Raw genomic sequence first — 11,829 nt, forward strand, 5'->3', positions numbered from 1 at the left:
CACGGTGAGCGGGCGACATCCTGGCCCGCAGCTGTGAAGGAGCTTAGCGGTTGATCGCGGATCGTCCAGGCGCGGTCGTCGGCTTGACCGGGCGTGCCAGCAATTGCCGGGTGACCCCGAGCATCGCCACTGAAACCGCGACGCTGAGGGCAAACGCGCTCAGCCCCATGTGCGGCAATGCCAACGCCAACACCAGACAAAACGCCGCGAACGAATACATGCCGGTCGCCGTTGCTCGAAGGAGTGCGGCGGTAAACGCCGGGCCCCGGGTTTGCTGGGAAAACACTGCCATCACGCTGCCCAACACCGGGAACACCGCGAGCAAGCCGCTCCAGCGTTCGCCGACGGTGCTCGCCAGCAACGTAACCGCGAGGGTGAGCAGGGCGCCGGCCATCATGCGCAGCAGCAATTTATCGGACTTCGGCGCCGGGCCGGACACCAGCGGCTTTACCTTGGGGAACAGGTAAGGCGCAGCGAGCAGCGCAGTCGCCGCGGCGATGACTGAGAACACCAGGGACGGCGGGATCAGCGACAGGATGACGGCCGCCAAGGCCCAGACGGACAGCGACACCAGCAGCGCCAACGGCCAATTGGCGTGCTGGGCAACCTGGGCGTAGGTCACGCAGAAGGCAATCATCGCGAACATCGCCGATAACGCGGCCGTCGCCGATTGGGCGGCAAACACTTCACCTTGCTCGATGGCGAGGAAGAACAGAATCGGCCCGACCACCACCGGCAACCCGGACAACCAACCGGCCACGCTTGGCCCCCAGCGTTTACCGGCCAGGGAGATCAGCAACAGAAATCCTGGAATCACCAGCAGTTTGAGCATCAGCACGCACGCATCTCCTTCCTGAGAGAGACGGCAACGTTAGCATCGCGCGCACTGAATTGCTCCATCGATTGCCTGTTTTTGTATACAAAGTCGCCAGCCCTTGAACGTTCCCACGCTTTGCGTGGGAACGTTCATCAACTGCGGGCCCTTGGGTGTGCCGGGCGAAGCGTCTAAGCTGCACCCTCTCACCTGTTTCTGGATGTGTGTGTGAAATTCAGTCTACCCAAAGTCGCCACCGCGCCGTTCTGCCCGCCGGAAGTGGCCGGCACTGTTCCCGTTGATCCGCGCGCATCGTTCTTCAAGCGGGTGCTGAGCTTTGCCGGGCCGGGTTTGCTGGTGTCCATCGGCTACATGGACCCGGGTAATTGGGCGACCGCCATCGAGGCCGGCTCGCGCTTTGGCTACAGCCTGTTGTTTGTGGTGCTGCTGGCGAGTCTGGCGGGGATGGTGGTGCAGTGTTTGTGTTCGCGCCTGGGCATCGCTACCGGGCGCGATCTGGCGCAATTGTCCCGCGAGCGCTACAGCACGCGCACGGCACGCACGCAGTGGGTGCTGGCGGAAATCTCGATCATCGCCACCGACCTTGCCGAAGTGCTTGGCTGTGCGTTGGCGTTTCATCTATTACTCGGGTGCTCGCTGACGTTTGGCATCGCCCTGACGGCGTTCGACACGCTGCTGGTGCTGGCCCTGCAAAACCGCGGTTTCCGTCGTCTGGAAGCAATCATGCTGGTGCTGGTGAGCACCATCGGCGCGTGTTTCTTCGTCGAATTGCTGCTGATCAAACCTTACTGGCCAGACGTGGCGCGCGGCTTCACGCCGTCACTCTCGGCGATTGGCGATGCCGCGCCGCTGTACCTGGCCATCGGCATTCTCGGGGCCACGGTGATGCCGCATAACCTGTACCTGCACACCTCGATCGTGCAGACCCGACTGATCGGCAAGGACCTGGCCAGCAAGCAGGACGCGGTGAACCTGGCGCGCATCGACACCATCGGTTCGCTGGCGTTGGCACTGCTGGTCAATGCAGCGATCCTGATTCTCGCGGCGGCCGCGTTCCACAAGACCGGGCATACCGATGTGGTGGACATCCAGGACGCCTATCACTTGCTGGATCCGCTGGTGGGCGGGGCGTTGGCCAGCGTGTTGTTCGGCGTAGCGTTGCTGGCGTCGGGGCAGAGTTCGACCTTTACCGGGACCATCGCCGGGCAGGTGATCATGGAGGGTTTCCTGAACCTGCGGATTCCGTGCTGGCAACGGCGCTTGATCACCCGTGGGCTGGCGCTGATTCCGGCGTTCATTGGGGTGTGGCTGATGGGCGACAGTGCGGTTGGCAAGTTGCTGGTGTTGAGTCAGGTGGTATTGAGTTTGCAGTTGCCGTTTGCGTTGTACCCATTGATTCGCATGACCAACGATCGCCAGTTGATGGGGGCGTTCGTCAATCGCTGGCCGACTCGGGGTTTGGCGTGGGGGTTGTTTGTGGTGATCAGTGGGGCGAACAGCTGGTTGATCTTGCAGTTTCTGGGGTGACTGTCCGGGCCTCATCGCGAGCCGGCTCGCTCCCACAGTAGATCTTCGGTGAGCACAAACCCCCTGTGGGAGCGGACCTGCTCGCGAAGAATGATGACGCGGTCCCGGCCTGCTCACACAACTTGTAGCCGCAGGCTTCGCCAGCGGCTACAAGGGATTCGGGTATAGCGCAAGGACCCGGCGCGACGTGAATCGCGCCGGGGGTGTTGCCAGGCTGCAGCGGATCTTCGTGGGTCCCCGCGCAGTCTGAAGAACGCTTTACGCTCGTTCGATCGCCAATGCCACGCCCTGACCACCGCCGATGCACAGGGTGGCGAGGCCTTTCTTGGCGTCGCGCTTGATCATTTCATGCAGCAAGGTCACCAGCACGCGGCAGCCCGATGCGCCGATTGGGTGGCCCAGTGCGATGGCGCCGCCGTTGACGTTGACCTTGTTCAAGTCCCATTCCAGGTCCTTGGCCACCGCCAGCGATTGCGCAGCGAACGCTTCGTTGGCTTCGATCAGGTCGAGTTGATCGATGGACCAACCGGCCTTGCTCAGGCAACGACGGGTGGCCGACACCGGGCCGATGCCCATGATCGCCGGGTCTACGCCGGCGTTGGCGTAAGCAGCGATTGTCGCCAGCACGGGCAGGCCGAGGGCCTTGGCTTTATCGGCGCTCATCAGGATCACGGCAGCGGCGCCGTCGTTCAGCGACGATGCGTTGCCTGCCGTCACCGAGCCGTCCTTTTTGAACGCCGGTTTCAGCTCGCCCAGCGCTTCAGCGGTGGTGCCGGCACGCGGTTGTTCATCGGTGGCGAAGGACAGCGGATCGCCCTTGCGCTGAGGAATCAGGATTGGCGTGATCTCATCGACAAAACGCCCGGCTTCGATGGCCGCCGTGGCTTTTTGCTGGGAGCTAGCCGCGAAGGCGTCCTGTTGCTCGCGGGTCAGGCTGTATTTCTCGGCGAGGTTCTCGGCGGTGATACCCATGTGGTAATCGTTGAACGCATCCCACAGACCGTCGCTGATCATGGTGTCGACGATTTGCGCATGACCCATGCGCAGACCGGTGCGAGCACCCGGCATCACGTAGTTGGACAGGCTCATGTTTTCCTGGCCGCCGGCAATGATCACGTCGGCATCGCCGCAGCGAATCGCCTGGGTGGCCAGGTGCAAGGCTTTGAGGCCGGAACCGCAGACCTTATTCAGGGTCATGGCCGGCACGGTGAACGGCAGGCCGGCCTTGATCGCGGACTGGCGCGCAGGGTTCTGCCCGGCGCCGGCGGTCAGGACTTGACCCATGATCACTTCATCGACTTCAGCCGGGTTCAGGCCGGTTTGCGCCAGCAGCTGACGGATCACCGCCGCGCCGAGATCAACCGCGGAAACGCCGGCCAGAGAGCCCTGGAAGCTGCCAATGGCAGTGCGGGTGGCGGCGACAATGACGACGTCTTGCATGGGGGAATTCCTCACTGGTCAGCGAACTGCATTTCTGGAACGTGATCGGGAACAATCAGTTTACCAGCGGTTTTGGCGACGATTTCCTCGACGCTGACGCCCGGTGCACGTTCCTTGAGAATGAACGCGCCGTTTTCGATTTCCAGATAAGCCAGGTCGGTCAATACGCGCTTGATGCAGCCGGCGCCGGTCAGCGGCAGGCTGCAGTGGTCCAGCAGCTTGGATTCACCGTCCTTGGACGCGTGGGTCATGATGACGATGATGTTGTCTGCGCCAGCCACCAGGTCCATGGCGCCGCCCATGCCCTTGACCAGTTTGCCGGGAATCATCCATGAGGCGATGTTGCCTTGCACGTCGACTTCAAAGGCGCCCAGCACGGTCAGGTCGACATGACCACCGCGGATCATCGCGAAGGACTCGGCCGAGGAAAAGATCGACGCGCCGGTACGTGCGGTCACGGTTTGTTTGCCGGCGTTGATCATGTCGGCATCAATGGTTTCTTCAGTAGGGAAAGGACCCATGCCCAGCAGGCCGTTTTCCGACTGCAGCATGACTTCCATGCCTTCAGGGATGTAGTTGGCGACCAGGGTCGGGATGCCGATACCCAGGTTGACGTAAAAGCCGTCCTGCATTTCGCGGGCGACGCGTTGAGCCATTTGTTCGCGGGAAAGTGCCATTGTTGTTATTCCTTCATTCGGTCCGGGGGCAGGGGATCACTTACGGATGGTGCGCTGTTCGATGCGCTTCTCGAACGTGCCGCAGATGATCCGGTCGACGTAGATGCCAGGGGTGTGGATCTGCGCCGGGTCCAGCTCGCCGGGTTCGACGATTTCTTCGACTTCGACCACGGTGATCTTGCCGGCGGTGGCGGCCAGCGGGTTGAAGTTCTGGGCGGTGTGACGGTAGATCACGTTACCGAAATGGTCGGCTTTCCAGCCTTTGACGATGGCGAAGTCACCGGTGATGGACTCTTCCATCAGGTACTTGCGGCCATGGAATTCGCGGACTTCCTTGCCGTCGGCAACCGGGGTGCCAACGCCAGTGGCGGTGAAGAACGCCGGGATGCCGGCGCCGCCTGCGCGCATTTTTTCAGCGAGGGTGCCTTGGGGGGTCAGGACGACTTCGATTTCACCCTTGAGCAGTTGCTCTTCGAACAGCTTGTTTTCGCCGACGTAGGAGGCCACCACTTTGCTGATCTGGCGGTCGGTCAGCAGCACACCGAGGCCGAAACCGTCGACGCCGCAATTGTTGGACACCACGGTGAGGTCGCGGGTGCCTTTGCGTTTGATCTCGTTGATCAGGTTTTCCGGGATCCCGCACAGGCCGAAGCCGCCGGCGATCACGGTCATGCCGTCTTCCAGACCTGCCAGAGCTTCCTCGTAGGAACTCACGCGCTTGTCGAAACCTGCCATATGCACCTCTTTTATTCTTTGTGGGCGGCTGGCTAGCCGAATGAAGGGGAGTGTCTCGCTGTTGTATTCATTTGTTAAGTTGATTTTTAAGGTGGATTGATAGATAAAACTCACCAATCGGCGCTTCAATCTTGCCGCTTGAAGCTTATAACTTACCGCTGGAGCGAAGCGACCATGACAGTCAAGCAGATCCGCGCCTTCCTGGCGGTGGCCCAGAGCCTGAGTTTTGCCGTGGCCTGCGAACGCCTCCATCTGTCGCAATCGGCATTGAGCCTGACGATCAAGGCGCTGGAGGAGGGCCTGGGTGGGCGCTTGTTCACCCGCAACACACGCAACGTGGCGCTGACCGCCGAGGGTGAATCGCTGGTGCCACTGGCTCGCCGGTTGATCGCCGATTGGGACAATGCCGAGGACGAACTGCGCCAGCGCTTTACCCTCCAGCGCGGCCGCGTGACCCTGGCCGCGATGCCGTCGTTTGCCGGCAACCTGCTGCCGCCGATCCTCAAGACCTTCCGTGCGCGTTACCCCAAGGTCAACGTCACGGTGAATGACGTGATCAACGAGCAGGTGCTGGAAATGGTCCGCGACCGCCAGGTTGAGCTGGGCGTGGCGTTTGAGCCGACGCAAAGTTCGTCATTGGCGTTCATGCCGCTGTACATGGACCGCTTTGTGGCCATCGTGCCGAAGGATTCGCCGCTGACCGAGCATGATGATATCGATTGGCAGATGCTGCTCAAGGAGCCGTTCATCACCTTGCAGCGACCGTCGACGGTGCGGGTGATGCTGGAGGAACACCTACAGGCGCGGGGAATGAAGTTGCCGGTGGAATTTGAAAGTCATCAGTTGGCGACGGTCGGCAGAATGGTGGCCAGCGGGTTGGGGGTGAGCGCGGTGCCGGCGCTGTGCGCGGGGCAGATGCAAGAGCTCGGTGCGCGGTGCATCCCCCTGCGCGATCCGGTGGTGGAGCGGGCCATCGGCGTCTTGACCCAGCCTGGCGGTGAACTGTCGGCGGCGGCGCAGGCGCTGTTCGATATCCTCAAGGAAGAACTCGGCCAACCCATCTCCACGCACTGATCATCGGCTTGATAGCCAGCACAAATCTAATGTAGGAGTGAGCCTGCTCGCGATGGCGGTGGATCAGTCGACATCAATGGTGAAGGTACTGGCTTCATCGCGAGCAGGCTCATTCCTACAGGGTCAGTGTTACGTCAGTTTTTGGGCCAGCAGGGGTAAAAGCTGTTCACACGAGCCTTCAATCTTCATATCCAGCAGGTCATCCGCCCGTGTCTTCCCCAGATTCATGGCAATCAACGGCTTCCCTTGATCCGCCACCGCCCGGCACAGCCGAAACGCGGAGTACGCCATCAACGAAGACCCGACCACCAGCAACCCCGCCGCCTTTTCCACCGCGGCCATCGCCTTGGCCGCCGTTGCCTGCGCGACGTTTTCGCCAAAAAACACCACGTCCGGTTTCATCCGCTCGCCTTTGCAATGCGGGCACTGTGGCACTTGAAACCGCGCTTCGAATGCCGCATCCAGCAAGGTGTCGCCATCCGGCGCCTGTACCGCATCGACCCCGGCCAGATAAGGATTGTGCGCTTCCATCAATCGCTGAATGACGTCCCGCTCGCTGTGTAGTCCGCAATCCAGGCACAGCACCCGGTGCAGGCTGCCGTGCAGTTCGATCACATCGTGACTGCCGGCCTGATCGTGCAGGGTGTCGACGTTCTGGGTGATCAGGCCGCTGATCTGTTGCTTGCTTTGCAAATTGGCCAACGCCTCGTGCGCGACATTCGGCTGCGCCAGACGCACACGCGGCCAGCCGAGCATGGCCCGTGCCCAATAACGTCGACGCGATTGCGGGGCGGAGAGAAATTCCTGATACATCATCGGTTGCCGGCCGCGACGCACGCCCTGGTGATCGCGGTAGTCCGGAATGCCTGACGGGGTACTGATGCCGGCACCGGTCAGCACCACGAACGGCTGTTCAGCCATGAGTTGCCGAAGCCGCTCGAGTTGTTCGCGCAGGAGGCTGTCGAGCATGTTCAACACTCCGCAGAGGGCCTTGAGAGTGTGCAGCGTAGCAGACCGATCACCCGGACAGCGCGGCTGTCCGGGTGAAGATTGAGGTTTATTTACGCGCTTCCAGAATCAGGTTGAACGGTGTTTCGGTGGCGCGCCGGAACGACTTGAATCCCGCCTCGGTGAACACCTTGCGTAACCGCGCTTCGCCAGCCTGGGCGCCGAGCCCGAGACCGACTTCCTGGGACAGCGAGTTCGGCGTGCAAATGAATGTCGAGGCGGCATAGAACAGCCGGCCCACCGGGTTAATGTTGTCGTCGAGCGAATCATTGGCGAACGGCTCAACCAGCAGCACTGTGCCGTCCGGTTTCAGCGACTCATAGGCATGTTTGGCCGCGCCCACCGGGTCGCCCATGTCGTGCAGGCAGTCGAAGTAGCAAATCAGGTCATAGTCACCGCCAGGATAACTCTTGGCGGTGCCCTGAAAGAACCGGGCCCGCCCGGCCACGCCGCCTTCTTCGGCACGTTGGGTGGCGACGGTGACGGAAGGGGCGTGGTAGTCGAAACCGACGAACCGCGAGTCCGGGAACGCCTGGGCCATGATCACCGTTGAGGCGCCATGCCCGCAGCCGATGTCCGCGACTTTCGCGCCAGCCTCAAGCTTGGCCACCACGCCCTCAAGGGCCGGCAACCACTCGGTGATCAGGTGCGCTTTGTAACCAGGCCGGAAAAACCGCTCAGTGCCGCTGAACATGCACGGATGGTGATCGCCCCAAGGCAGGGCACCGTCGCCGCGCATGGCTTTGACCAGTTTGTCCTTGTCGTGGAAAAACGACGCCACCACGCCGATACCACCGGCTATGTAAACCGGTGAGTCTTCGATGGCCAGGGCCAGGGCTTGTTCTTCGGGCAGGCGGAACTGGCCTTCACGGTGCTCCATGTAGCCGGAGGCGGCGTGGGCGCTGAGCCATTCGCGCACCAGGCGGGAGTTGCAGCCGGTTTTCTCGGCGAGTGTTTCGGGGCTGATCGGCTGACTGTCGGCCATGGCCCGGTACAGGCCGAGTTCTTCGCCGAGGATGACATTGGCAAGCATCGCCGCGCCGCCCATGTCATTTACCAGTTTGCCCATGAAATCGTTGAGTCTGGCCTCGTCCATCACGTGTGCTCCTTTGGCAGGATCACGGTCCAGAGGCCGTATTTATCGAGGCATTCGTCTCTGGGCGGTGGTCGTGGGAATGAACAGGACGCCCATGCACGTCCTGGGTGCATTAAGTTTAGTTCGTGGCCCGCGCGCTGCGACCAGGAGCGACGAAAGCCCCGCTCCCACAAGGGGATTTGTGTTCCCACAGGGGAATGGCGGTGTGTATCGCACTGTATCTAAACCCGCACCCGATACAGTTTCTGCGACTGCCGGCCATTGCCGAACACAGCCCGGATACAAACCTGCGATGAACTGTACAAGCCATCCAGCGCCCGAACTCCGGTTCTGCCGAGGCATTCTCACTCCGTGAAGGGATCCCCCTGATGACTAAGCTTGTGTCTGAAACCAACCCCGTCAATCGCCTGCGCGTCGACCATTACACCCAAGGCATCATCGGCCCGAGCCAGCCCATGCTCGGGCCGCTGGCCGACGGTGGCACGCTGATCACCGGCACGCCGCCGGGCTGCTGGGGGCCGATGATCACGCCGGCGTTCGAAGGCGGCCACGAAGTCACGCAACCGGTGGCCATCGCCGGCGCCGAAGTCGGCGATGCGGTGGCGATCAAGATCAAAAGCATACGCGTGACCTCGCTGGCGACGTCGTCCGGGGTCATGAGTTTTGTCGAGGGGCGCTACAACGGCGACCCGTTCGTCTCCAAATTCTGCTCCAAGTGCGGCACCGACCACCCGGCCAGCCACGTTGAAGGCATCGGCGAAGACTCGATTCGTTGCAACAACTGCGGCGCTGAAGTCAGCGCGTTTCGTTTCAGCCATGGTTACGTGATCGTGTTCGATGGGCAAAACCAGGTCAGCCTCACCGTCAATCAGGACGTCGCCAACCGACTGGCCGGCAATGCCTCGCAGATGTCGGCCCTGCCGGAGTTCGCCGCCCAGCATTCGATCCTGTCGCTGGCCCGCGCTGACATTCCTGGCGTCGCCGCGCACATGCGTCCGTTTCTCGGCAACATTGGCACTACGCCGTCCCGTGACTTGCCCGACTCGCACAACTGCGCCGATTTCGGCCAGTACCTGATCAACGCGCCGCACCGTTTCGGCATGACCCGCGAAGAACTGCACGCGGCGAAAACCGACGGCCACATGGACACCAACTCGATTCGCGAAGGCTGTGTGCTGATCTGTCCGGTGAAAGTACCCGGCGCCGGGGTGTACATGGGCGACATGCATGCCCAGCAGGGCAACGGCGAAATCGCCGGGCACGCCACCGATTGCTCCGGGGAAACCGAAGTGCAGGTGGAAGTGATCAAGCACCTGACGCTGGAAGGCCCGATCCTCCTGCAAAACCTGGATGACCTGCCGCCCATGGCTCGGCCGATGACGGCCGGACAACGGCAGAAAGTCCGCGAACTGGGCGAGCGCTGGGGTCAGCACGAGATCGAACAGAGCGGCCCAATCACCTTTATCGGCAGCGGTGAAAACCTCAACGTCGCCGTGGAAAACGGCCTGAAACGCGCGGCGTCGGTCACCGGCCTTGCGTATGACGAAGTGCTTAACCGCGCGACCATTACCGGCTCCATTGACATCAGCCGCTTGCCCGGCACCGTCCGCGTGACCTTCCTGTGCCCGATGACCGTGCTGGACCGGATCGGCATCGGTCACCTGGTGCGCGAGAAATACGACCTGGCATAACGCCCACTCACGGGTCTGTACCAAAGTGTGTACAGACCCGCTGCTGATACATCCACCCAGATTTTCTGCCGCAACCGAACACAGCCCCGATACAGCGCTTCGATTAACTGTGATTCCGTTATGGCAATCATTGAGATCCACACCATGCAGACCTCTTCCACACCCACCCAGGCCAGCGTCGGGCTCGGCCTGCGTCGCGGTTTATTGAAAGACCTTCTGGCCGCCCGTACCGGTGATTTCGACTTTCTGGAAGTCGCCCCGGAAAACTGGATCGGCATCGGCGGTGCCCATGGCCATGCACTGCGCACCCTGGCCGAACGATTCCCTTTGTCCTGTCATGGTTTGTCGTTGTCCCTCGGCGGGCCGGCGCCGCTGGATGTCGGTTTTTTGCAGGAAGTCCGGGTGTTCCTCGACCAGCACCAGGTGCCGCTATACAGCGAGCATTTGAGCTATTGCAGCGATGACGGCCATCTCTACGACCTGCTGCCGCTGCCCTTTACCGAAGAAGCGGTGCACCACGTGGCGGCGCGCATCCGTCAGGCCCAGGACATTCTCGGCCGACGCCTGGCGGTGGAAAACGTTTCCTATTACGCCGCGCCGCAGCAGGACATGGATGAGGTGACCTTCACCAACGCGGTGTTGCGCGAGGCCGATTGCGACCTGCTGCTCGACGTCAACAACGTGTATGTCAATTCGATCAACCACGGTTTCGATCCGCTGACCTTTTTGGCTAATGTCGATTCAGGCCGGGTGGTGGGCATGCACGTGGCCGGGCATTTCGACGAATCCGACACCTTGAAAATCGACACCCACGGTGCCTCGGTGAAATCGGTGGTCTGGTCGTTGCTGGCGCAAGCGTATGCCCGGTTCGGCGCGCAACCGACGCTGCTGGAGCGGGATTTCAACTTCCCGGCGTTTTCTGAACTGGTGGCCGAATTGCAGACCATTCGCCGCTTGCAAACCGAGGGGGTGAACCGTGGATAAGCCCAGCCTGTTGGAACAGCAAACCACCCTGGGCCTCTACCTGCGCGATCCCGAGCACTGCGCGCCGCCCGGCGAAATGAATGCCGCGCGGGCGCAGGTATATCGCGACTTGATTTTCGCCAACCTGTCGACGTTGCTCAGCGGCACGTTCCCGGTGCTGATCAAGATAATCGGTGATGAGCAGTGGCGCACGCTGGTGCGGATTTTCCTGCGGGACCACCGTGCACAGACGCCGAAATTCGGCGAGATCGCCCAGGAATTTATCGGCTTTCTCGCGGCTGATCCGCAGGCGCTGAGCGAGGGCACGTGGCCGCCGTTCATGGTGGAACTGGCGCATTACGAATGGGTCGAGATGGCGTTGCAACAATCCGATGCCGAGCCGTTGGCGCCGAGCGATGCGGCGTTGATCCTGCAGCGGCCGTTGCAGGTTTCGCCACTGGCATGGCCGCTGGCGTATGGCTGGCCGGTGCAGTGGGTCGGACCGGATTTTCAACCCCAGGCAGCACCTGCTCAGCCGACGTTGTTACTGGTGCGCCGGGCGAAAGACTGGAGTGTGAAGTTTTCCGAACTGAGCCCGTTGGCGTGGCGGCTGTTGCAGCGGATCGAGGCGTTTCCCGACCTGAATGGACAGGCGCAGCTGGAAGAGCTGGCGGTCGAGGCGGGTGCGCGCGGGTCGGCGGAATTCATGGAAAGTGGCGCGGCGTTGTTGCGCCAGATGCACGGAGAAGGAGTTTTGGGGGTGGCATGATCGTTCCCCGCGGA

11 protein-coding genes are annotated in these 11,829 nt (G+C 61.8%); 5 read left to right on the forward strand and 6 right to left on the reverse strand.

What is annotated here, in order from left to right; genetic code table 11:
• Positions 1-43: 43 nt before the first annotated feature.
• Positions 44-838, reverse strand: coding sequence for a hypothetical protein (locus D882_RS0121995; protein WP_027925226.1), 795 nt, complete (start codon positions 836-838; stop codon positions 44-46).
• A 204-nt stretch (positions 839-1,042) separates the two neighbouring features.
• Here D882_RS0121995 and D882_RS0122000 point away from each other — a divergent pair, with 204 nt between their 5' ends.
• A complete protein-coding gene (locus tag D882_RS0122000) occupies positions 1,043-2,362 on the forward strand; it encodes an Nramp family divalent metal transporter (RefSeq protein WP_027925227.1) in 1,320 nt (439 codons plus the stop codon).
• A gap of 258 nt (positions 2,363-2,620) precedes the next feature.
• Here the strand turns inward: D882_RS0122000 and D882_RS0122005 are convergent, their stop codons facing one another.
• Genes D882_RS0122005 through D882_RS0122015 form a run of 3 tightly spaced genes read right to left on the reverse strand, consistent with a single transcriptional unit; the run spans position 2,621 to position 5,214 of the window.
• The gene (locus tag D882_RS0122005; protein WP_027925228.1) at positions 2,621-3,802 is read right to left on the reverse strand and encodes an acetyl-CoA C-acetyltransferase; all 1,182 of its coding nucleotides are present in this window, start codon (positions 3,800-3,802) and stop codon (positions 2,621-2,623) included.
• An 11-nt stretch (positions 3,803-3,813) separates the two neighbouring features.
• Positions 3,814-4,479, reverse strand: a complete 666-nt coding sequence (locus D882_RS0122010) for a CoA transferase subunit B (protein WP_027925229.1) — start codon at positions 4,477-4,479, stop codon at positions 3,814-3,816.
• Between the two features lie 36 nt (positions 4,480-4,515).
• The gene (locus D882_RS0122015; RefSeq protein WP_027925230.1) at positions 4,516-5,214 is read right to left on the reverse strand and encodes a CoA transferase subunit A; all 699 of its coding nucleotides are present in this window, start codon (positions 5,212-5,214) and stop codon (positions 4,516-4,518) included.
• 174 nt (positions 5,215-5,388) lie between these two features.
• Between D882_RS0122015 and D882_RS0122020 the strand changes: the two genes are divergently transcribed.
• On the forward strand, positions 5,389-6,288 hold the full coding sequence (locus D882_RS0122020; protein ID WP_027925231.1) for a LysR family transcriptional regulator: 900 nt from the start codon (positions 5,389-5,391) through the stop codon (positions 6,286-6,288).
• 129 nt (positions 6,289-6,417) lie between these two features.
• On the opposite strand, the gene D882_RS0122025 is transcribed toward D882_RS0122020, so the two are convergent.
• Both D882_RS0122025 and D882_RS0122030 read right to left on the reverse strand, forming a co-directional pair.
• On the reverse strand, positions 6,418-7,257 hold the full coding sequence (locus D882_RS0122025) for an NAD-dependent protein deacetylase (protein WP_027925232.1): 840 nt from the start codon (positions 7,255-7,257) through the stop codon (positions 6,418-6,420).
• Positions 7,258-7,345: 88 nt separating this feature from the next.
• On the reverse strand, positions 7,346-8,392 hold the full coding sequence (locus tag D882_RS0122030; protein ID WP_027925233.1) for a class I SAM-dependent methyltransferase: 1,047 nt from the start codon (positions 8,390-8,392) through the stop codon (positions 7,346-7,348).
• A 368-nt stretch (positions 8,393-8,760) separates the two neighbouring features.
• On the opposite strand from D882_RS0122030, the gene D882_RS0122035 reads away from it, so the two are divergent.
• The 3 genes from D882_RS0122035 to D882_RS0122045 all read left to right on the forward strand — a co-directional run bounded on the left by D882_RS0122035 (position 8,761) and on the right by D882_RS0122045 (position 11,815).
• Positions 8,761-10,083, forward strand: a complete 1,323-nt coding sequence (locus tag D882_RS0122035; protein WP_027925234.1) for an acetamidase/formamidase family protein — start codon at positions 8,761-8,763, stop codon at positions 10,081-10,083.
• Positions 10,084-10,227: 144 nt separating this feature from the next.
• On the forward strand, positions 10,228-11,067 hold the full coding sequence (locus tag D882_RS0122040; RefSeq protein ID WP_027925235.1) for a DUF692 domain-containing protein: 840 nt from the start codon (positions 10,228-10,230) through the stop codon (positions 11,065-11,067).
• Positions 11,060-11,815 carry a DUF2063 domain-containing protein gene (locus D882_RS0122045; RefSeq protein ID WP_027925236.1) on the forward strand — a complete coding sequence of 252 codons (756 nt, stop codon included), beginning with the start codon at positions 11,060-11,062 and terminating at the stop codon, positions 11,813-11,815. Before D882_RS0122040 ends, D882_RS0122045 begins: the two co-directional genes overlap by 8 nt.
• Positions 11,816-11,829: the final 14 nt, after the last annotated feature.

The organism is Pseudomonas sp. URMO17WK12:I12 (genome assembly GCF_000514395.1).
Taxonomy (GTDB): Bacteria; Pseudomonadota; Gammaproteobacteria; order Pseudomonadales; family Pseudomonadaceae; genus Aquipseudomonas; species Aquipseudomonas mucoides.